The sequence below is a fragment of the Tenacibaculum soleae genome, assembly GCF_001693415.1.
GTDB classification, from domain to species: domain Bacteria; phylum Bacteroidota; class Bacteroidia; order Flavobacteriales; family Flavobacteriaceae; genus Polaribacter; species Polaribacter soleae.
In genome coordinates this window covers 53,560-75,271 of the sequence record NZ_MAKX01000002.1, presented here as the reverse complement: position 1 = coordinate 75,271, position 21,712 = coordinate 53,560, and the positions used below count along the sequence as shown (strand labels likewise).

Here is a 21,712-nt window from a genome sequence, read left to right as displayed (position 1 = left end):
GTATTTTTATTAAAATAAAACACCAATGAAAAATTTAAAAACAATACAACATAAAGTAGATAGTCCGTTAGTAAGTATGGGCCCTATAAGACTACGTCAACCTTTACCTGCACAAGGTATTGAAAATGTAGATCCGTTTTTATTATTACATCATTATGGCCCTTATGCAATTAGTGTATTTAATAATCCGTTTGATTTAGGAGCGCATCCACATCGCGGTTTCGAACCGATTACATTGTTATTTAAAGGGGAACAATTACATAGAGATTCTTTAGGGAATGAAATGTTGGTAAAAGCAGGTGATGTACAGTGGACAACAGCTGGTAGGGGAATCATGCATGCTGAAGGACCATCGAAAGAATTTATCGAAAAAGGAGGCGAGTTAGAGGGGATTCAACTTTGGTTAAATCTTCCAGCATCAAAAAAAATGATGCCAGCAAATTATCAACATTTAAAAAGTGAAGATATCCCAGTGATTGAAAATCAATCTAAAACGATTCGTTTAAAAATTGTTGCTGGTAAGCAAGGCATTGAAAAAGGGTTGATAAAAACACAAACAGCAGTAAATGTTTTTACTTTAAAAGCTAAAGGAGCAGGAACGATGATGGTAGATATTCCTGAAACACATCAGTCACTAGTCTATTTATTAGATGGTGAAGCAATAATAAACGGTGCAGAAATCTTAAAAAAAGGAGCAATTCAAATGCTAACTTTTAATAAAGAAGGAAAAACAATTGATATTGAAACGAAAAAAGAAAGTAATTTATTAGTACTATCAGGTGAACCTATTAATGAAAAAATAGCACAATACGGGCCATACGTAATGAATACACAAACAGAAATTATGGAAGCGATGCGTGATTTTCAGAAAGGAAAAATGGGATATTTATATTAATAATTAAATATAATTTATTAAAAAACTCGAAGTGTATTCTTCGAGTTTTTTGTTTTCTAAAAAATTGTATCTTGCAATTTATTATGCATGCATAATAAATTAAATACGCAAATGATGAAATACAAACATATTTTTGAGCCCTTAGATTTAGGTTTTACAACATTAAAAAACCGAATTTTAATGGGGTCTATGCATACTGGTTTAGAGGAAGAAAAAAACGGAACAGAAAGAATTGCAGCATATTATGCAGAGCGTGCCAAAGGTGGAGTAGGATTGATTGTTACTGGTGGAATTTCGCCAAACATTCAAGGATGGACAGCACCATTTTCTGCTCGAATGAGTACCAAAAAACACGCTAGAGAGCATAAAGTAATTACAGAAGCTGTTCATAAAGAAGGCGGAAAAATATGTATGCAAATATTACATTCTGGTCGTTATGGATACCACCCTATTACAGTTGCTCCATCAAAAATACAAGCGCCAATTAATCCATTTAAACCATTTGCATTAAAACAATCAGGAATTCGTAGAACCGTAAAAGATTTTGTGAATTGTGCTAAGTTGTCAAAAGAAGCAGGTTATGATGGTGTTGAAATTATGGGATCTGAAGGTTATTTAATTAATCAATTTATAGTAAAAAGAACCAATAAAAGAACAGATAACTACGGAGGAAGTTACGAAAATAGAATTCGTTTAGCTGTGGAGTTAGTTCATAAAATTAGAGAAGCAGTTGGTGAAAATTTTATTATTATCTACCGATTATCAATGTTAGATTTGGTTGAGCAAGGAAGTACTTGGCAAGAAGTGGTACAATTAGGTAAAGAAATAGAAAAAGCAGGTGCAACTATAATTAATACCGGTATTGGTTGGCACGAATCAAGAATACCAACAATTGCAACATCAGTACCTAGAGCTGCATTTACTTGGGTAACTCAAAAAATGAAAGAAGAGTTAACCATTCCGTTAATTACTTCTAACCGAATTAATATGCCAGAGACGGCAGAAAAAGTACTAGCTGAAGGTCATGCAGATATGATTTCAATGGCACGTCCGTTTTTAGCAGATCCAGCATGGGTAAACAAAGCAAAAGAAGCAAAAGATGATGAAATAAATACCTGCATCGCATGTAATCAAGCTTGTTTAGATCATGCATTTCAAAAGAAAGTAGCAAGTTGTTTGGTAAACCCTAGAGCCTGCCATGAAACAGAACTAAACTATTTGCCTACTGATAATAAGAAGAAGATAGCAGTTGTAGGAGCAGGACCAGCAGGATTGGTTGCAGCTACAATAGCAGCACAAAGAGGTCATAAAGTAACTTTATTTGATAGCGAAAGTGAAATAGGAGGTCAGTTTAATATTGCTAAACAAATACCAGGTAAAGAAGAGTTTTACGAAACAATTAGGTATTACAATAAGCAAATAGAACTTCATAATGTAAATTTAAAACTAAATACACGAGTTACTGCCGATGATTTAGCAAATGGTAATTTTGATGAGGTAGTGTTAGCTACAGGTATCACACCAAGGACTCCTAAAATTGAAGGTGTAAATCATGAAAAAGTATTAAGTTATATAGATGTTGTTAAACATAAAAAGCCAGTGGGTAAACGTGTAGCTGTTATTGGTGGTGGTGCCATCGGTTTTGATATTTCTGAGTATTTAGCACATGAAGGAGAAAGCACTTCACAAAATATAGATGCCTGGTTAAAAGAATGGGGAATTGATAAAACATTAGAAGCTCGTGCTGGTATAGAAAACATGAAAGCAGATATTCATCCATCACCTAGAGAAATATTTATGTTTAAACGCAGCAAAGGTAAGTTTGGTGCAAAATTAGGAAAAACTACAGGTTGGATTCACCGTTCGGTTTTAAAAAGAAAAAAAGTAAATTTTATAAGCGAAGTTCAATACACTAAAATTGATGATGAAGGAGTACATTATGTTCAAAATGAAGAGCATAAAATATTAGCTGTCGATAACATAGTTTTATGTGCTGGTCAAGTTCCGTTTAAAGAATTACTAGCCCCTTTAGAAGCTAAAGGTATTAAAACTCACGTAATTGGAGGAGCTGATTTTGCAGCAGAGTTAGATGCGAAAAGAGCTATCAGTCAAGGAAGTAGATTGGCTGCTCAAATTTAAAATATGAAACCCTCGAAATATTAAAAGTCCTGCTATATGCAGGATTTTTTTTGTTAAAAAATTAAATAGTATTTTTAGCAAACTAATCAGAAAAATCAAACATGAAATCATTTACAATAAAAGAGATTAATTCATTATTAAACGGGGAATTAATAGGAGATTGTTCCGAAAAAATTACAGCCCCAGCGCAAATTGAAAAAGCGGAAAAAGGTCAAATTACTTTTATTGGAAATAAAAAGTTTGCTCGTTTATGGCAAACTTCAAACGCAAGTGCAGTAATCGTTGATGAAAAAATAATAATAGAACCAGGAGAAAATAAAGCGTTGATTAAGGTAAAAAATGCTGATTTAGCAATGGCTATCATATTAGAAGTTTTTCAACCTGAAGCACCTTATTTTGAAACAGAAATTCATCCAACAGCTGTAATTGATAAAACAGCAAAAATAGGCGAGGGTTGTAAAATTGGAGCAAATTGTTATGTAGGTAAAAACGTAATTTTAGCAAACGAAGTTATTTTATATCCAAATGTTTCCATTTTTGATGACACTACAATAGGAAATAATACAACGGTTTGGTCAGGTACCGTAATAAGAGAACGAAGTGTAATTGGTAGCCACTGTATTTTTCATACAAACGTTAGTATTGGTTCAGACGGATTTGGATACAGACCAAGCGAACAAGGGTTAACTAAAATTCCGCATATTGGTAATGTTGTAATAGGTAATCAGGTTGAGGTAGGCGCAAACTCTTGTATTGATAGAGGTAAATTTAGCGCTACTATTTTAGGTGATGGCTGTAAAATTGATAATTTGGTACAGATTGGACACAATTCGGTATTAGGGAAGTTTTGTATTATGGCAGGAAATAGCGGGTTAGCAGGTTCTGTTACCTTAGGCGACGGTGTTGTTATTGGCGGTAGCGCATCTATAAAAGATCACACAACCATTCATTCAGGAGCAAAAGTAGGAGCAGGATCTGGAGTTATTGCTGATGTGCCAGCAGGAAAAACAGTTGTAGGGTACCCAGCAACTGACTCAAGAGAAATGATGAAACAATGGGTAGCTTTACGTAAGTTGGCAAGAGAGTAAAAAATAAAGACACTTTTTTAAAATCTCACTATAAAAGAGGTTTTTGAGTAAACTTTTTAAACAGAAAAGATAAAATAAATACCGATATTTGCGGTTCACATTTTTATAAAGAATAGATTATGGCAATGAATAAAAATACCGTTTTAGGATGGGCTACTTTAATAATGATTTTAATAGGGCTTTTACTAGTATGTTTAGGCGCTTTTAGGTATGATGAGGTAGCAGGTTACGGATTTGCAGCAGTAGGTTTAGGTTTTTTTGCAAATGCATGGGTTTTTAATGCATTAAAAGGACGCGTTTAATTAATAAAAAAATACAATAAAATGTCAGACGATAAGAAAGTCATTTTTTCAATGAATAAGGTCTCTAAGACCTACCAAAGTACCAACAAACAAGTTTTAAAAGATATTTATTTAAGCTTCTTTTACGGAGCCAAAATTGGTATTTTAGGTTTAAACGGATCGGGTAAATCTACCTTATTAAAAATTATTGCAGGAGTTGAAAAAAACTTCCAGGGTGATGTAACCTTTTCACCAGGTTATAAAGTTGGTTATTTAGAACAAGAACCAAAATTAGACGATTCTAAAACAGTTATTGAAATTGTAAAAGAAGGTGTTGCAGAAACAGTTGCTATTTTAGAAGAGTACAATAAAATTAACGACATGTTTGGATTAGAAGAAGTATATTCTGATGCAGATAAAATGGATAAGTTAATGGCACAACAAGCAGAACTTCAAGATAAAATTGATGCTTCTAATGCTTGGGAGTTAGACACGAAGTTAGAAATTGCCATGGATGCATTACGTACTCCAGATGGTGATACGCCAATTAAAAACTTATCTGGAGGGGAAAGAAGAAGAGTTGCTTTATGTAGATTATTATTACAAGAACCAGAAATTTTATTATTAGATGAGCCTACTAACCACTTAGATGCAGAGTCTGTACACTGGTTAGAGCATCATTTAGCACAATATAAAGGAACGGTAATTGCTGTAACGCACGATAGATATTTCTTAGATAATGTTGCTGGTTGGATTTTAGAATTAGATAGAGGAGAAGGAATTCCTTGGAAAGGAAATTATTCTTCTTGGTTAGATCAAAAGTCAAACAGGTTAGCACAAGAAAGTAAAACAGCTTCTAAACGTCAAAAAACGTTAGAACGTGAGTTAGAATGGGTTCGTCAAGGGGCAAAAGGTCGTCAAACAAAGCAAAAAGCACGTTTGAAGAACTATGAAAAATTGATGAGTCAAGATCAAAAACAAACAGATGAAAAACTTGAAATTTACATTCCTAACGGGCCACGTTTAGGAACTAATGTTATTGAAGCTACTGGAGTATCAAAAGCATTTGGAGATAAATTATTATATGATAATTTAGAGTTTAATCTTCCGCAAGCAGGAATTGTAGGTATTATTGGGCCAAACGGTGCTGGTAAAACCACAATTTTTAAAATGATTATGGGTGAGGAGACTCCAGACGATGGAAATTTTAAAGTAGGTGAAACTGCAAAAATTGCATATGTAGATCAGGCACACTCAAACATTGATCCAGATAAATCTATTTGGGAAAACTTTTCTGAAGGGCAAGATTTGGTAATGATGGGCGGTAAGCAAGTAAATTCTCGTGCGTATTTAAGTCGTTTTAATTTTGGAGGAAGTGAACAGAATAAAAAAGTTTCTACACTTTCTGGAGGTGAACGTAACCGTTTGCATTTAGCAATGACTTTAAAGGAAGAAGGAAACGTTTTATTATTAGATGAGCCAACGAATGATTTAGATGTAAATACATTAAGAGCCTTAGAGGAAGGTTTAGAAAACTTTGCTGGTTGTGCAGTTGTTATTAGTCACGATAGATGGTTTTTAGATCGTATTTGTACACACATTTTGGCTTTTGAAGGTAATAGTGAAGTGTATTTCTTTGAAGGAGGTTTCTCAGATTACGAAGAAAACAAGAAGAAACGTTTAGGTGGAGATTTAATGCCAAAACGAATTAAATACAGAAAGTTAATTAGATAGATTAACTTTTACATTTTTTTATAAAAAAAAACAAAAACTCGAAGCTAGCATACTTCGAGTTTTTTCTTTCCTTTTCATTTAACAATTCTCCCACCAATTAAAACTGTTAAGTAAATAGTTCTTCATAGTTTGTGATTTGTGTTAAAGATTTGTTAAAATCAATAAGTGTGCCGAAAACATAATTTTATATTATTTTTTTTAATTATTAATAGAATACAAGTTAAATTATTGTGCTTATGAGTTTAAACTTATTTAAATTTCACATTATTATCGTAAAAATTAGCTTCTAAATCTAAAATTAGTATTTATGTTTTAGGCTTCCTTAATTTTTATAATTCTTTTTAAGGTAATGTTCCCTTCATAAGGTAACTCTATGATAAAGTCATTTTTACAAAAGACGTTGTTGAATTTTCAACTTTACAACCATATGCAATTTTTAGTTCTATATTTAGCCTATCAAAGCCTTTTAAATCCGTGGTTTTTACAAATACAAAAAAACCTCACCAAAAAGGCAAGGTTTTATAGTATAAGTTTTATGTGTTTTTAGCTATGAAAAGCAGCATTATGCGCTAAATCGCTAGCACAACTTTTACATTTTCCAGCAGCATCAGCACCCCCAGCACATCCATTGTTACAAGTATAATGATATTGTCCCGCAGCATTAGGACCTGAAGCAGGTAACGGAGCTACAGGAGTTGAAACTGGTGAAGATGGTGCTTGTGGTGTGTTATGAAATGCTTGGTTGTGTGCAAGAGGTGTTTTACAAACAGTACAAGCAGTACCTTTAACATTTGAAGTTCCACCTTTACATTTTTTAGGGCAAATATAATGTGCACCACCTATAACATTAACAGAAACATTGCTAACGTTTGGAAGAGTTGGTACAGGTCGTTCGTTAAAAGGAAGATTTAAAGGGTGTGTAGGAGTTGAGGCTTTTTTTTCTGCTGTTTTACAAGAAGAAAAACATACAATTATTAGTACGAATATTGGGATAAATTTTTTCATGTTCAAATATAAAAAAACCTTACTAATCAGTGAAATTCTTAAATATGTAATTTTTTTAACCTAAGAATTGATAAATTTAGAGTTAACACTTAAAAAATATTATTTATGAAAAAAAAACGAAGGAGTTGAATGTTTTATGAAAATTATAATATCAAACATTTTAGTAATATTATATTTATTAAAGCTATTAGTGTATATAGTAGATCCAACTTCTCTATGCTTACGTTTTTTTAAAAACCATTTACTATAATTACTATTTTCATTTTTTATAGTCCTTAAATCTATTAAAAATAAAGGTTCATTTAATTGATTAAGAATGTGTTCGTAACTGTTGGTAGGAGTTTTATCTAATAATATTTTTCTTTTTTTATTATCATATTTAGTGCTTTTTGCTGCTATGCTTCCCTCATATAATAGAAAGCCGATTGAGATATAATTACCTTTAAATTGTTTATTTAAAAAATGACCTTGTGTAAACTTGTCTTTTCTTAGATGAAGATTATGAGCTGAAACTAATATCTTAGATTTTGGATGTTGTTTTTTTATCCATAGAATATTTTCAGCCATAGCTTTATCTCTTGTGTACCTATTTTTATAGTCAATGAACTGAGTTAATAGTTTTAAATTTTGATTTAGCCATTCTTTTTGTTTATCAGAGGTTTCTAGTTTTTCTAATTTGTTTTTTAATAATTTAATATTTTTAAAAAATAGACCTCTATCTTTCTTAGATAAAGAAATAAAATCTTTTGATGCTAACCTTTTCTTAAATGTTGATGTTAAAATTCTATTTATTTCAGAAATTAAATTTAAAGATGTTTTATCTTTTAATTCTTTTTTAATTTCAATAATAGATTGTTGAAAATACTGTATATCAAAACCATAAAAATCAATTTTATTATAGTCTTTCATCCAATTTAGTAAATCAATAAATTCTTGAGATTGATAAATTCCATGTACATTTTGTAAAACCTCTTTGGGAGAACTGTTTGTATTATTATGAATAAAATTATTAATAAGACTACCTTTAGCCATATTAGATTCTAAAGCATAAACGTTAAAAGAGCTGTCTCTTTTAGCTAGAAATTGTACAATTTTATTTTTAATAATAAAATTTTCATGGCTTCCGTGAGATACTTCGCCTAAGCCAATAATATTAATATTTTTAACTGTTTGATAAAACCAATTTAAACCTTGGTCTTTGGAATTATCAATGTTTTTAATTGGATGAATATTCTTTTTTAACCAATTAATTTTTTCAGAGTTTATTTGTTGACTGAATGTTATAAAAGAATATAATAAAAAGAGGGTAGAAGTAATTTTTTTCATTTAAAATTTGGGTAAAAAAAAGCCTCGCAAAATGCGAGGCTTAAATATAATACTATAATTTCTTATAAATGAATTACCTCATCATAAGCATCAGCAACAGCTTCCATAACCGCTTCACTCATTGTTGGGTGCGGGTGAATAGCTTTTAATACTTCATGACCAGTAGTTTCTAACTTACGTCCTAAAACAGCTTCGGCAATCATATCAGTTACACCAGCACCAATCATGTGGCAACCTAACCATTCTCCATATTTAGCATCAAAAATTACTTTTACAAATCCGTCAGGAGTTCCAGCTGCTTTAGCTTTACCAGATGCCGAAAATGGAAATTTACCAACTTTTAATTCGTAACCCGCTTCTTTAGCTTTTTCTTCCGTTAAACCAACAGATGCAATTTCTGGAGTAGCATAAGTACAACCAGGAATATTTCCGTAATCGATAGCTTCTGTATGTACACCAGCCATTTTCTCTACACAAGTAATTCCTTCAGCAGAAGCAACGTGTGCTAATGCAGGTCCAGGAGTAACATCACCAATAGCATAATAACCAGGAATGTTAGTTTGATACCAGTCGTTTACTAAAATTTTATCTCTATCAGTTATAATACCAACATCTTCTAAACCGATGTTTTCAATATTCGTTTTAATTCCAACTGCCGATAATACGATATCAGCCTCTAAAATTTCTTCACCTTTTTTAGTTTTTACGGTAGCTTTAACTCCGTCACCAGAAGTATCAACAGATTCTACAGAAGAATTTGTCATTACTTTAATTCCAGCTTTTTTGAAAGAACGCTCCATTTGCTTAGAAACATCTTTATCTTCAACAGGTACAATATTTGGCATAAATTCTACAACAGTAACCTCAGTTCCCATTGAGTTGTAAAAATGCGCAAATTCAACACCAATAGCACCAGAACCTACAACTATCATAGATTTTGGTTGACTTGGTAAGCTCATTGCTTCACGATATCCAATAACTTTTTTACCATCTTGTGGTAAGTTTGGTAACTCACGCGAACGCGCACCAGTAGCAATAATAATATTGTTTGCAGAATATTCAGTTACAGTACCATCTTCGGCAGTAACATCTACTTTTTTACCAGTTTTAATTTTACCAAAACCGTTAATAATATCAATTTTGTTTTTCTTCATTAAAAACTGAACACCTTTGCTCATTCCTTCAGCAACACCACGACTACGTTTAATAACAGCTTCGAAATCTTTATCGATTGCTTCTGCCTTTAAACCATATTGATCAACATGTTTTAAGTAATCGTAAACTTGAGCAGATTTTAATAATGCTTTTGTAGGAATACATCCCCAGTTTAAGCAAATTCCACCTAAATTTTCTTTTTCAATTACTCCAACCTTAAATCCTAATTGAGATGCTCTAATTGCAGTTACATATCCTCCAGGACCACTTCCTATTATTAATACGTCGTATTTCATGTGTATGTCTTTATTGTTGTTTGTTTATTATTTTTATTTATGTCACTTCACTTTAATTGTTTTCTCAAAATTATATCGAGAATTTTGGCGTTCGAGCGGGCTTTCCGTTATATCTTTTTAAAAATGTCATTACGAAGTTTCCTTTCTTATAAACTAAGGAAATCTCTTAATCTAATGAGATTACTTCGTCGTTTCTCCTCGTAATGACGCGTTTATTGTAATTTTTTAAAAAGGATGCCACTTCAATCCCTAACGCGTGTACTTGTTAATTATCTACATTCTCTCAGGAACCTGAATTCCTAACAATCCAAATGCTGATTTTATAGTATCGGCTACCTTTTTAGATAACTGAACTCTAAATACTTTTTTATCTTGATTCTCTTCTCCTAAAATGTGTACGTTTTGGTAAAAAGAATTAAATTCTTTTACTAAGTCGTAGGTATAATTAGCAATAACAGCTGGTGAATAATTACTCGCTGCTTGCTGAATTATTTCAGGATATAATTCTAATTGTTTTATTAATTCTTTTTCCTTTTCGTGTAATTCAATCGATACTGCATTTGAATAATCAAAATCAGCTTTTCTTAAAATAGATTGAATTCTAGCATACGTATATTGAATAAAAGGTCCTGTGTTTCCTTGAAAATCTACCGATGCTTTTGGGTCGAATAAAATACGCTTTTTAGGATCAACTTTTAAGATAAAATATTTTAAAGCACCTAAACCAATAATTTTATACAATTCTTCTTTTTCTGAATCTGAATACCCTTCTAATTTACCTAATTCTTGCGAAATAGCTTTTGCAGTACCCGTCATTTCATCCATTAAATCATCCGCGTCAACTACGGTTCCTTCACGAGATTTCATTTTTCCAGAAGGTAAATCTACCATTCCGTAACTTAAATGATGCAGTTGCTCTGCCCAAGAATATCCTAATTTTTTTAAGATTAAAAACAATACTTTAAAGTGATAATCTTGTTCGTTACCAACCGTGTATACCATTCCACCAACATCAGGCATATCTTTAGAACGTTGTATAGCAGTACCAATATCTTGTGTCATGTAAACTGCTGTTCCGTCAGAACGTAACACCAATTTTTCATCTAAACCATCATCCGTTAAATCGCACCAAACAGAACCATCTTCTTTCTTATAGAAAACACCACTTTTTAGTCCGTCATCAATAACATCTTTACCTAATAAATAAGTATTACTTTCGTAGTATAATTTATCAAAATCTACCCCAATACTTTTATAAGTAACATCAAAACCTTTATAAACCCAAGAGTTCATTGTTTCCCAAAGAGCAACAACTTGTTCGTCTCCAGCTTCCCATTTACGTAACATTTGTTGTGCTTCAATAAATAAAGGCGCTTGCTTTTTAGCATCGTCTTCAGAAGTACCTGAAGCGACTAATTCAGCAATTTCTTTTTTATATTCTTGATCGAATTTCACATAATAATTACCAACCAGTTTATCACCTTTTAAACCTGTTGATTCTGGAGTTTCTCCTTCACCAAACTTTTGCCAAGCTAACATCGATTTACAAATATGAATACCACGATCGTTAATAATCTGTGTTTTGTATACTTTTTTACCTGAAGCTTTTAAAATTTCAGCAACAGAATATCCTAATAATACATTACGTACATGACCTAAATGTAAAGGTTTGTTTGTATTAGGTGATGAATATTCAACCATACGAGAAGAATCATCCGCAGAAGGGGTAATAAATCCGTAAGAAGAATCTTTGGTAATTTGATTAAAAAAGTTAGTGTAAAAACTATCGTCAATTACTAAGTTTAAGAATCCTTTTACCACGTTGTAGTTGGTGATTTCTGTTACGTTTTCAACTAAAAACTTCCCTAAATCTTCACCAATTTGAACAGGGTTTCCTTTTTTATACCTTAAAAGAGGAAAAACCACCACGGTGATATCTCCTTCAAAATCTTTACGAGTTGCTTGAAATTCTACTGTAGGAATTTCTATATTATATAAGGTTAAAAATCCTTCTTTTACTTTGGCTTCTATTAAGGTTTGTACGCTCATTAGTTGTTGAAAATTGAAGTGCAAAATTACGTAATTTATTTGGATGATATTTAAACTGATTCTAACAATTTATATGGTTAGTTTTGCAGTAAGTTTTGTCTTTAATATTTCAGAATATTATTTCAGATAATTATACGTTAATTAATAGCATCGAAACTCCTTCTTAAAATAAAAATTATGGATAAAGATTTAGATAATTTAGAAAAGTTAGCAGCAGATGTAGAAAAGCAAAATAAAAAATATTTTGCCACCATAAAAAAACGAGTACCTAAAAATTTTGATGTTGTAGTGCATGATATTCATGATAAGGAATTTGAAAAAACAGATTGTTTAGATTGTGGAAATTGTTGTAAAACTACGAGTCCGATTTTTACAGATAAAGATATTGAGCGTATCTCTAAACATTTAAAAATGAAGGTTCGTGATTTTGAAGCGCAATATTTAGAGCGTGATGCTGATAATTTTATGGTGTTAAAAACAGCGCCCTGTTCATTTTTAGATGAAAGCGATAATTCATGTTTTATTTATAATGTACGCCCGAAAGCATGTGCTGAATATCCTCATACAAATCGTAAAAAGTTTATTCAATTAGCTGATTTAACAATAGCTAATACCGTTATTTGCCCTGCAACTTATAGAATTGTTGAAGAATTAAAAAAACGTTTACCAGTTAGATCTAACGAGAAAATAAAAAGATTAGGTTAGTTTTTTTTTCTTATTTTTAGAGAAATATTTTACGTTGGAAACCCTAATTCATTATTTTGAAACCATTCCGTCTAGTCACCGAAGTTTAATTTTAGTTGGTGGAATTACTTTTTTTTGGTTGTTAGAAAGTGCCTTACCATTATTTAATTTTAAATATAATAAATGGAAACATGCCTTACCAAACCTGTTTTTTACAGGAACAACAATTATCATCAATTTTACTTTGGCTTTTGTATTACTAAAAACTGCCGATTGGGTGCAATTAAATAATTTCGGATTGATTAATTGGTTACCAGAAATGCCGTTGTGGTTATATGTAGTTTTAGGAGTGTTATTTCTAGATTTTTTTGGAGCTTATCTTGCACATTTTACTGAGCATAAAATTCCTAAACTTTGGATGGTTCATTTGGTGCATCATACCGATCATGAAGTAGATACAACTACAGCAAATCGTCATCATCCTTTAGAAAGTGTTATTCGTTTTGCGTTTACTTTGTTAGGTGTTCTGTTAGTTGGTACGCCAATTGCAATTGTAATGTTATATCAATCAATGTCGTTAATATTCACGCAGTTAACACACGCAAATATTAAAATGCCAAAAAAACTAGATAAAATATTGAGTTATATAATTGTATCGCCAGATATGCATAAGGTTCATCATCATAATATGCTGCCTTACACGGATTCTAATTACGGGAATATTTTTTCTATATGGGATCGTTTATTCGGTACGTATATGGAGCTCGATAGAGAGAAAGTTGTGTACGGGGTAGATACTTTTCCTGATGAAGAAAAGAATTCAAGTTTAAAAGAATTACTAAAACAACCGTTCGTTGGTTATAGAAAACCTACTAATATGTAATAGATTAAATAAGAAGCGTGAATTAAGATTCACGCTTCTTTTAGTTTAAAGTTAATTAAGTTTTTTAGATAAGTAAACTATAATCTACAGACTTCCTAGAGCAGGAATTGCAATACAAAAATATCCTTGTTTTTGAAGTATATTAGTTGCAGCGTTTGTGCTAGAAAATGTGCATCCGAATACAGTATGACAACACTTTGCGACAAAATTATTTGAAAATCCACCATTAATAACCTTTTGTTCTGTCTTCTCTAAGGTTTTTCCTAAGTTTGCAATCTTTTTTAACATAATTTATAATTTAATTGTTAATATTGATTTAAATATAAGTTTTATCTTAAAAAATAATAGAAGCCACTTTGTGAATGGTTAAATTAGTTTGTGAAAGGTAAGTATTTGATAATTAATTGGTTTATTTCTTAATCAACTCTAAAATATATTTTCCACGAGCTTTACAACCTTTGCTTTCATGAATAATCTTAGTGCTAATTAAATGTTGTAGTTCTGGATGTACCCAATCTTTTTGTAAACCGAACAGGTATAAAAAATTCATAGTATAAGCCCTAACCGCAATTTTTTGATCGCTAATTAACCAATCGAATCCAGTTTCAATAATTGCATCAATATGATTTTTTTTTAAAGTAGTTTTAGTTTTATTGTCTTTTTTTGAAGTAAAAGCATTGGCTAAATGTTCGCAAATTTTAGCGCAAGGACGCACAGCACTATCAAAATGGACGGTTGAAATATTTGTAGCAAAACTATCCAAATAAGGTAAAATATGTTCAATTCCATGATGTGTACAAATCCATTCTAATACCCAAGCAGCCTTAATTGATAATTTATTATTTACATCAAAAGTTAAATCAACTAAATATTTTATCAATTTAGGTTCATTTAATACAATATTTGCTGCTTTATCTCGGTTTACTTTAGCAGGATTCTGCATGTCATCTAAAACAGAAATTAAAAAATCAATACTCATTTTGGTATGGTTTGTGTATTTTTGATATCAGTTAAGTAACAAAATAAAATAATCAATGTTAAATATAAAAAGGATATTTTCAATAGCGCTTCTATTATCTGTTTTTTTTACAATTTCTATTCAAGCTCAAAAATTAAATCAATTTGATAGTAACGGAAAAAGAACTGGAGTTTGGAAAAAGTTTTATGATAATGGAAAAATTCGTTATTCAGGTACTTTTAAAAATGGAAAAGAAATAGGTGTTTTTAAATTTTATAAAATAACATCATCTTCACAACCCACAATTATAAAAGAATACGCTAAAGATACTGCTACTGTCAAGTTTTTTGATGCACAAGGTAGATTAAAAAGTACTGGTAAAATGCTTGCTAAAAACCGTGAGGGAAAATGGATTTATTATTTTACAAACGGAAAACTTTTTTCAGAAGAAAAATATAAGGAAGGAAAATTAGATGGAGTTGTTAAAAATTATTATCCAAACGGAAATATAACACAACAAACAAGTTACAAAAACGGAAAAAAAGAAGGAGTTTCTAAAACATTTACGGATTCTGGTGTTTTAATAGAAGAAGTGTTTTATGCTAACGGAAAATTAGAAGGAGAAGGTAAATACTATGATTTAAAAGGAGGCATAAAAGAAAAAGGAATGTATAAAGCAGGAAAAAGAATTGGGAAGTGGGAGTTTTATATGGATGGAGAAATCGTTACCAAGCGAAAAAAAGAAAAACTATCTGACTTAAAAAATAAATAAATCTATCTATCAATTAAATTGATGTATCTATCAGTTTTATCCATCATAAAAACAGAAACTTATTCGTAAATTTGCAGCTTAGAAAAGTATAGAATGAGAAGAGTAGTAGTAGGACTTTCGGGAGGTGTAGACAGTAGTGTAACAGCTTATTTATTAAAAGAACAAGGATATGAAGTAATCGGGTTGTTTATGAAAAACTGGCATGACGATTCAGTAACCATATCTGATGAATGCCCTTGGTTAGAGGATAGTAATGATGCAATGATTGTTGCTGATAAACTAGGAATTCCTTTTCAAACAGTAGATTTAAGTGACCAATATAAAGAACGTATTGTAGATTATATGTTTAATGAATACGAAAAAGGTCGTACACCAAATCCGGATGTTTTATGTAACCGAGAAATTAAGTTTGATGTTTTTATGGACATCGCTTTAAGTCTTGGTGCCGATTATGTGGCAACGGGTCATTATTGTAGAAAAGATGAAGAAGTTATTGATGGAAATGCTGTATATAAATTATTAGCAGGAAAAGATAACAATAAAGATCAATCGTATTTTTTATGTCAATTATCGCAAAAACAATTATCTAAAGCAATGTTTCCTATTGGTGAATTAACAAAACCAGAAGTTAGAGAAATTGCAAAAAAAGCAGATTTAATTACTGCGGATAAAAAAGATTCTCAAGGATTATGTTTTATAGGTAAAGTTCGTTTACCTGATTTTTTGCAACAAAAATTACAACCAAAAGAAGGAGTAATTGTACAAATTCCTTCAGATTTTGAACAGTATACAAAAATAGCACCTGATTTTAAAAGTAAGGAAGAAGAACTTGAGTATTATTCAACAAAATTCTCTTACAATAAAGAGGACGGAAAAATAGTAGGTAAACATCAAGGAGCGCACTATTTTACAAAAGGGCAACGAAAAGGTTTAAATGTAGGAGGAACCAAAGAAGCTTTGTATGTTATTGAAACGGATGTAAACGAAAATGTAATTTATACAGGTGAAGGTAAAAATCACCAAGGTTTGTATCGCAATGTATTATTTGTGTCTAATGAAGAATTACATTGGGTTCGTGAAGATTTAGCTTTAAAACAAGGAGGAATCATGGAAGTTGAAGCTAGAATTCGTTACCGTCAGCAATTAGAAAAAGCAACGCTTTATAAAGTCGAAAGCGGATTATATGTTGAGTTTAAAAATAAGCAATCTGCTATTCAAGAAGGGCAGTTTGTAGCTTGGTATATAAACGAAGAGCTTTTAGGTTCGGGAGTTATTTCTTAAAAAAATAAAAGAAAAAGATATGAAAAAAGTATTGCTATTATTAATCTTACTAGTGAGTTTTAATGGTTATTCACAAAAAGATTCTATTGTTAATTATTTAGATAACAATAATGAAATAACTAAAATAAAAAATAGAACTTTATTTATAGAAACCAAGGTTAATAAAGGTGATAAATGGCTGGTTAAAAAATTTAATAGATTAGGGAAGCTTCTTACTGTTGGCTATTATAAAGATGGGGATAAAAAATATGCAATAGGAAATCATAAAACTTTTTTTAGAGGCCAGAAATTAACATCTGATATTAATTACAATTCATTTGGGGATTATCATGGTTTAATACAAACATGGTTTTACAATGGTGCTAAAAACTTTATAGGAACTTATGAAAACGGATATAAAGTAGGTGTTTGGAAGTATTATTATTTAAACGGAAACATAGCATTAAGAGAGTATTACACTAAAGGAAAATTAATAAAAAAAATAGTGTATAATATTGATGGTGTTAAAAATTTACAAAATCCAACTATTCTAAATGAGAAGCTTAGTTATGAGGGAGGTATGAGTATGTTTCATAAAAGAATGTCTAATATACATGATTTTATAAAATTTCAAGTTGTTGGTTATATTTATTTAGATTTTATTGTCGATATTGATGGAACTATTTCAAATGTTGATATTTTATCTAATATTCCCAAAGCTCTTAAAAAAGATATAGAGATTTATCTAAATAATATCAAAGAATTTCGCCCCACTATTTCTAAAGGTAGAAAAATACCAACACATTATATTTATCCATTAAATTTTAGAGTCGTATTCAATGAATAACAAAATCACACAACTTTTTAATATAAAATATCCAATTATTCAGGGAGGAATGATTTGGATTTCTGGATGGAAACTAGCATCTGCTGTATCAAATGCAGGCGGATTAGGTTTAATCGGTGCAGGGTCTATGTATCCAGATATATTGCGTGAGCATATACAAAAATGCAAAAAAGCAACAGATAAACCTTTTGGAGTAAATGTACCAATGTTATACCCTGATATTGAAAAAATCATGGATATTATTATTGAAGAAGACGTTAAAATTGTTTTTACATCCGCAGGAAACCCTAAAACTTGGACTTCTTACCTGAAGGAAAAAGGAATTACCGTTGTGCATGTTGTAAGTTCTGTAAAGTTTGCGTTAAAAGCCGAAGCGGCAGGAGTAGATGCTGTTGTTTGTGAAGGTTTTGAAGCTGGCGGACATAACGGACGTGAAGAAACCACTACACTTACCTTAATACCAATGGTAAAACAAGAGGTTAAAATACCAGTAATTTCTGCAGGAGGAATAGGATCAGGTAGAGGAATGTTAGCAGCGATGGTTTTAGGTGCAGATGGCGTACAAATTGGTAGTCGTTTTGCAGCAACTTTAGAATCTTCTGCACATGATAATTTTAAAAATACAATTGTAGATGTTAAAGACGGTGGAACACAATTAACATTAAAAGAGTTAGCACCAGTTCGTTTGGTAAAAAATAAATTCTATAATGAAGTACAAGAGTTGTATCAGCAAAATCCATCAATTGAAGATATTAAAGAATTATTAGGTCGAGCAAGAGCTAAAAAAGGTATGTTTGAAGGTGATTTAGATAATGGTGAGTTGGAAATAGGTCAAGTAGCAGGAATTATAAATGATATAAAGTCAGCTAAAGAGGTTTTAGAAGATATTCTAAAAGAATATAATGAAGTTAAATTAGCAGTAGTTAATTTGTAACTGGTGATATTTTACAAAACAAAAAAGGAAGCGATATCGCTTCCTTTTTTGTTTTATAAATATATGTTTTAATAATTTACGTAATCTACAATTTCTAATCCGTAACCAATCATACCAACACGTTTGGTTTGTTTGGAATTTGAGACTAAACGAAGTTTATGTAAGTGTAAGTCATGTAGTATTTGTGCTCCGATACCAAAATCTTTATTGTCCATTACAACATTTGGCGCTTTCATTTCTCCGTTAGTTTGGTTGTCTTTTAAGCCTCTTAAACGGTTTAATAAATTTAATGCCTGACTTTGTTGATTAATAAAAACAATCGCTCCTTTACCTTCTTTATTGATAACATTAAACATTTGGTCTAATTTTTTATCAGCATTATTTGTTAAAGTACCTAGAATGTCATTATTTATTAATGTTGAATTTATTCTTGTTAAAACTGGGTCATTTTTTGTCCAAGTACCTTTAGTTAAGGCAATGTGAATTTGATTATTGGTAGTTTGTTTATAGGCTCTTAAGCGAAAATCACCAAAACGGGTTTGAATATTAAAATCTTCTTTCTTTTCAATTAAAGAATCATGTTCCATTCTGTAAGCTACTAAATCTTCAATAGAAACAATTTTAAGGTCAAACTTTTTAGCAACTTTTAATAGTTGAGGTAAGCGAGCCATAGTACCATCTTCATTCATGATTTCAACAATCACTCCCGCAGGTTGTAAACCAGCTAAACGAGCAAAGTCGATTGCAGCTTCTGTGTGGCCAGTTCTTCTTAATACACCTCCGTTTTTAGCCTTTAAAGGAAAAATATGTCCTGGTCGAGCAAGATCAAAAGGTTTTGTTTCGTTATCAACTAAAGCAGCAATTGTTTTAGATCTATCAGCGGCAGAAATACCTGTGGTAACACCTTTACCGCGTAAGTCAACCGAAACTGTAAACGCAGTTTCCATTGGGTCGGTATTGTTGTTAACCATCATGTTTAGTTCTAGTTCTTTACAGCGATCTTCAGTAAGTGGAGTGCAAATTAAGCCCCTACCATGCGTTGCCATGAAATTAACCATTTCAGGTGTTATTTTTTCTGCGGCAGCTAAAAAGTCACCCTCATTTTCACGATCTTCATCATCAACTACAATAATAACTTTTCCGTCTTTAATATCTTGTATCGCTTCTTCAATTGTGTTTAATTGAATTTTACTTGCTGTTTGTGTTGTCATTGTTATGTTGTTTTCTCGTTTTTAGAGAATAAGTTTTTAAAAGTGTTGCTAATTGAATTTATAAAAGTTTTAAAATCAAATAAACCTTTGTCTTTACTAGCTCTAATAGTTAATATGATAGCCAAAGGTAGCATTAAAAATACACTTAGCCAAGAGCCTGTAATAGCTGTTACAGAGCTTTCTTCGGCTAAATTTCGACCAAAAGTATTGGTGAAAAAATAAAGTACATATATGGCTATTGCTAAAATCATTGGTAAACCCATACCACCTTTTCTAATTATAGAGCCTAGCGGTGCACCAATAAAGAAAAGTAATAGGCAAGAAAGAGAAAAAGCTACTCTGTTATAAAATTCAATGTCATATAAATTTAAGTATTTTCTTTTTCGTTTAAAGGATTCTTTATTTGTTTTAATATTATTTAATGTACGTTCAATTTTAGAGTTTGAAACACTTAAAATAGTTTTTATTTCTTTAGGGTTAAAGTTTTCTAGGACGTTAATTGATAGCTCTTTATTTAATAAAGAATCAGGATGGGCATATAATTTATTTATTTTAAGAGCTAAAAATAAGTTTTTAGCTCTACTAGATATGTGCGAATCATAGCTTTCTTTCATCACAGGTATAGTGTCTTTAAGTTGTCCTAAACTTAACATGTTATACTGTGTTTTATACCTTTCTTCCTCTAAGTCATCACCACTTAAAGATGAGATGTCTATGTTGATTGTGTATTGATCAAAATAAGCATGAGAAGCTGGCATTTTTTGTTTTTCTTTAGTAGTGGTTCCGTTTTTTATATGATGTTCAAAATAATAGCCATCTTCTAAAACTAAGGTCATGTACCTGCTACCTTCTTCAGAAATTATTTTCCCTTTTTTAGCTGTTATAATTTTGTTATTTCCTTTTTTTGCAGATAAATCGTAAATCATAACCTCTTTTAAAAGGTTGTTTTCTTCTCCATATTTTTCTTCAAACTTAATTTGAAAATTAGGTAACTCTGTGTTAAAGCTACCGGCAACTAAAGCAATTGAAGGCTGTTTCTTTTTTATATTTATCTTCATGTTTAGCTGTTTTAACATTGCATATGGATATACATTGTTTAAAAACACAAAGTTAATAGCACTTAAAAAAAGTGTTAAAAATACTAAAGGACGTACCATTCTAGGTAATGAAATACCTGCTGATTTTGTGGCTGCAAATTCATAGTTTTCAGATAAACTACCTAAGGTCATTATAGAAGAAAGAAGTACGCCAATGGGTAAGGCCTGAGGTGCCATTAGCAAGGTGGTATACCAAAGAAACTTTAAAATAATAACAAGACTAATTCCTTTTCCAGCAAAATTATCAAAAGCAAGCCATAACGCCTGCATTACTAATACAAATAGTATGATTAAGAATGTTGCAAAAAAAGGCTGTAAGAAGCTTTTTAAAATATATTTGTCTAATGTTTTCACAGAAGCAAAGGTACTAGGTTAGGTTGATAAAAAAACAAAAGTTTTGTTAATAGGTTAAATTATTACTAACAAATCTCTTTTTAGGTTTTAGTCAATATAATAGCCTTGTTTTATGTATTTATCTTTGTTAAAAGAAAATAAATTTTTAGAAATAGGTTGATTACTTTTAAAAGCAGTTATAGTAAAAGTTGTTTCGGCACCGTTAGATCCTATTTGAACTAGTTTATAAATATGTTTTGTTTTAGCATCAATTCCTAACTGCACCTTAATGATATCAGAATTACTATCAATAGGAGTAAGATTTACTAATTGTATTTTACGGCCGTTATTGTTTGTTAATTGCCCCATTGAAAAGTTATAACCTTCTTTGTAAAAGGTTAATAGTTTAGAAGGGTAAATAAAGCCATCTTCTTCTTCTAAATCTCCATTTGATATGTTTACCTCTTTTTCTTCTTGATTGATAACAACTAATTTTGTACCATCAAAAACAAAATTATTTCCTAAATAATCTAAGTTATATTTTTCACCAGCTAATGTAATTTTACCTCTAATTGGTGGGTCGTTGGTTATTCCTGCCTCTTTGTTTATTAAAGTTGAGTTAAAACCAATAATCATATTGTTATATGCTCCCATTTTATTAGATACTTCATCTAGTAAGTTTTTAGCTTGTGTGGCAGTATTTTGCCCTAAGATGTTAAAAGAAATAAATAATCCAATAAATAATAATCCTATTTTTTTCATGAT

Annotated in this window: 19 protein-coding genes; 11 read left to right on the top strand and 8 right to left on the bottom strand. The window is 30.9% G+C overall.

The annotated features are described in order from the left end of the window. Positions 1-25: 25 nt before the first annotated feature. The 5 genes from BA195_RS07585 to ettA all read left to right on the top strand — a co-directional run bounded on the left by BA195_RS07585 (position 26) and on the right by ettA (position 6,137). Positions 26-895, top strand: a complete 870-nt coding sequence (locus BA195_RS07585) for a pirin family protein (RefSeq protein WP_068704118.1) — start codon at positions 26-28, stop codon at positions 893-895. A 111-nt stretch (positions 896-1,006) separates the two neighbouring features. After that, positions 1,007-3,034: an oxidoreductase gene (locus BA195_RS07580; RefSeq protein WP_420882848.1), complete on the top strand. Its 2,028-nt coding sequence runs from the start codon at positions 1,007-1,009 to the stop codon at positions 3,032-3,034. Positions 3,035-3,135: 101 nt separating this feature from the next. Next, positions 3,136-4,122, top strand: a complete 987-nt coding sequence (gene lpxD, locus BA195_RS07575; protein WP_068704116.1) for a UDP-3-O-(3-hydroxymyristoyl)glucosamine N-acyltransferase — start codon at positions 3,136-3,138, stop codon at positions 4,120-4,122. Positions 4,123-4,247: 125 nt separating this feature from the next. Continuing rightward, complete coding sequence (locus BA195_RS07570) at positions 4,248-4,424, top strand: CAL67264 family membrane protein (RefSeq protein ID WP_245662341.1); 177 nt, start codon at positions 4,248-4,250, stop codon at positions 4,422-4,424. A 21-nt stretch (positions 4,425-4,445) separates the two neighbouring features. Next, on the top strand, positions 4,446-6,137 hold the full coding sequence (gene ettA / locus BA195_RS07565; protein WP_068704101.1) for an energy-dependent translational throttle protein EttA: 1,692 nt from the start codon (positions 4,446-4,448) through the stop codon (positions 6,135-6,137). A 543-nt stretch (positions 6,138-6,680) separates the two neighbouring features. On the opposite strand, the gene BA195_RS07560 is transcribed toward ettA, so the two are convergent. From BA195_RS07560 to argS, 4 genes are all read right to left on the bottom strand, one after another. Further along, positions 6,681-7,142 (bottom strand): hypothetical protein, encoded by a 462-nt coding sequence (locus BA195_RS07560; RefSeq protein ID WP_068704100.1) that lies wholly within the window; start codon positions 7,140-7,142, stop codon positions 6,681-6,683. A 99-nt stretch (positions 7,143-7,241) separates the two neighbouring features. Then, positions 7,242-8,468 (bottom strand): erythromycin esterase family protein, encoded by a 1,227-nt coding sequence (locus tag BA195_RS07555; RefSeq protein WP_068704098.1) that lies wholly within the window; start codon positions 8,466-8,468, stop codon positions 7,242-7,244. A 62-nt stretch (positions 8,469-8,530) separates the two neighbouring features. Further along, the gene (gene lpdA, locus BA195_RS07550) at positions 8,531-9,919 is read right to left on the bottom strand and encodes a dihydrolipoyl dehydrogenase (RefSeq protein WP_068704097.1); all 1,389 of its coding nucleotides are present in this window, start codon (positions 9,917-9,919) and stop codon (positions 8,531-8,533) included. A 273-nt stretch (positions 9,920-10,192) separates the two neighbouring features. Continuing rightward, positions 10,193-11,968, bottom strand: coding sequence for an arginine--tRNA ligase (gene argS, locus BA195_RS07545; protein WP_068704096.1), 1,776 nt, complete (start codon positions 11,966-11,968; stop codon positions 10,193-10,195). A gap of 177 nt (positions 11,969-12,145) precedes the next feature. Here argS and BA195_RS07540 point away from each other — a divergent pair, with 177 nt between their 5' ends. Beyond that, on the top strand, positions 12,146-12,673 hold the full coding sequence (locus tag BA195_RS07540) for a YkgJ family cysteine cluster protein (protein WP_068704095.1): 528 nt from the start codon (positions 12,146-12,148) through the stop codon (positions 12,671-12,673). Positions 12,674-12,707: 34 nt separating this feature from the next. Continuing rightward, on the top strand, positions 12,708-13,535 hold the full coding sequence (locus BA195_RS07535) for a sterol desaturase family protein (protein WP_068704093.1): 828 nt from the start codon (positions 12,708-12,710) through the stop codon (positions 13,533-13,535). 409 nt (positions 13,536-13,944) lie between these two features. Here the strand turns inward: BA195_RS07535 and BA195_RS07525 are convergent, their stop codons facing one another. Next, positions 13,945-14,514 (bottom strand): hypothetical protein, encoded by a 570-nt coding sequence (locus BA195_RS07525; protein ID WP_068704090.1) that lies wholly within the window; start codon positions 14,512-14,514, stop codon positions 13,945-13,947. 55 nt (positions 14,515-14,569) lie between these two features. Between BA195_RS07525 and BA195_RS07520 the strand changes: the two genes are divergently transcribed. The 4 genes from BA195_RS07520 (at position 14,570) to BA195_RS07505 (ending at position 18,306) form a co-directional block, all read left to right on the top strand. Then, the gene (locus tag BA195_RS07520) at positions 14,570-15,265 is read left to right on the top strand and encodes a toxin-antitoxin system YwqK family antitoxin (protein ID WP_068704088.1); all 696 of its coding nucleotides are present in this window, start codon (positions 14,570-14,572) and stop codon (positions 15,263-15,265) included. A 69-nt stretch (positions 15,266-15,334) separates the two neighbouring features. Next, complete coding sequence (mnmA, locus tag BA195_RS07515; protein WP_262509358.1) at positions 15,335-16,546, top strand: tRNA 2-thiouridine(34) synthase MnmA; 1,212 nt, start codon at positions 15,335-15,337, stop codon at positions 16,544-16,546. 19 nt (positions 16,547-16,565) lie between these two features. After that, on the top strand, positions 16,566-17,372 hold the full coding sequence (locus BA195_RS07510) for a hypothetical protein (protein WP_068704084.1): 807 nt from the start codon (positions 16,566-16,568) through the stop codon (positions 17,370-17,372). After that, positions 17,365-18,306, top strand: coding sequence for an NAD(P)H-dependent flavin oxidoreductase (locus BA195_RS07505; protein WP_068704082.1), 942 nt, complete (start codon positions 17,365-17,367; stop codon positions 18,304-18,306). Before BA195_RS07510 ends, BA195_RS07505 begins: the two co-directional genes overlap by 8 nt. Positions 18,307-18,374: 68 nt before the next feature. On the opposite strand, the gene ribB is transcribed toward BA195_RS07505, so the two are convergent. The 3 genes from ribB to lolA1 form a co-directional block, all read right to left on the bottom strand. Beyond that, positions 18,375-19,517 carry a 3,4-dihydroxy-2-butanone-4-phosphate synthase gene (gene ribB, locus BA195_RS07500; protein WP_068704080.1) on the bottom strand — a complete coding sequence of 381 codons (1,143 nt, stop codon included), beginning with the start codon at positions 19,515-19,517 and terminating at the stop codon, positions 18,375-18,377. 2 nt (positions 19,518-19,519) lie between these two features. Next, on the bottom strand, positions 19,520-20,968 hold the full coding sequence (locus tag BA195_RS07495; RefSeq protein ID WP_068704078.1) for an LptF/LptG family permease: 1,449 nt from the start codon (positions 20,966-20,968) through the stop codon (positions 19,520-19,522). An 87-nt stretch (positions 20,969-21,055) separates the two neighbouring features. Then, the gene (gene lolA1 / locus BA195_RS07490) at positions 21,056-21,709 is read right to left on the bottom strand and encodes an outer membrane lipoprotein periplasmic chaperone LolA1 (protein WP_068704076.1); all 654 of its coding nucleotides are present in this window, start codon (positions 21,707-21,709) and stop codon (positions 21,056-21,058) included. Between the last annotated feature and the right edge of the window lie 3 nt (positions 21,710-21,712).

Coding starts and splice junctions, on each gene's coding strand:
- ettA (WP_068704101.1), top strand. CDS start 4,446: ATGTCAGACGATAAGAAAGTCATTTTTTCAATGAATAAGGTCTCTAAG.
- BA195_RS07560 (WP_068704100.1), bottom strand. CDS start 7,142: ATGAAAAAATTTATCCCAATATTCGTACTAATAATTGTATGTTTTTCT.
- argS (WP_068704096.1), bottom strand. CDS start 11,968: ATGAGCGTACAAACCTTAATAGAAGCCAAAGTAAAAGAAGGATTTTTA.
- BA195_RS07580 (WP_420882848.1), top strand. CDS start 1,007: ATGATGAAATACAAACATATTTTTGAGCCCTTAGATTTAGGTTTTACA.
- lpdA (WP_068704097.1), bottom strand. CDS start 9,919: ATGAAATACGACGTATTAATAATAGGAAGTGGTCCTGGAGGATATGTA.
- BA195_RS07540 (WP_068704095.1), top strand. CDS start 12,146: ATGGATAAAGATTTAGATAATTTAGAAAAGTTAGCAGCAGATGTAGAA.
- BA195_RS07525 (WP_068704090.1), bottom strand. CDS start 14,514: ATGAGTATTGATTTTTTAATTTCTGTTTTAGATGACATGCAGAATCCT.
- BA195_RS07520 (WP_068704088.1), top strand. CDS start 14,570: ATGTTAAATATAAAAAGGATATTTTCAATAGCGCTTCTATTATCTGTT.
- BA195_RS07510 (WP_068704084.1), top strand. CDS start 16,566: ATGAAAAAAGTATTGCTATTATTAATCTTACTAGTGAGTTTTAATGGT.
- lolA1 (WP_068704076.1), bottom strand. CDS start 21,709: ATGAAAAAAATAGGATTATTATTTATTGGATTATTTATTTCTTTTAAC.
- BA195_RS07585 (WP_068704118.1), top strand. CDS start 26: ATGAAAAATTTAAAAACAATACAACATAAAGTAGATAGTCCGTTAGTA.
- BA195_RS07555 (WP_068704098.1), bottom strand. CDS start 8,468: ATGAAAAAAATTACTTCTACCCTCTTTTTATTATATTCTTTTATAACA.
- ribB (WP_068704080.1), bottom strand. CDS start 19,517: ATGACAACACAAACAGCAAGTAAAATTCAATTAAACACAATTGAAGAA.
- BA195_RS07570 (WP_245662341.1), top strand. CDS start 4,248: ATGAATAAAAATACCGTTTTAGGATGGGCTACTTTAATAATGATTTTA.
- BA195_RS07505 (WP_068704082.1), top strand. CDS start 17,365: ATGAATAACAAAATCACACAACTTTTTAATATAAAATATCCAATTATT.
- lpxD (WP_068704116.1), top strand. CDS start 3,136: ATGAAATCATTTACAATAAAAGAGATTAATTCATTATTAAACGGGGAA.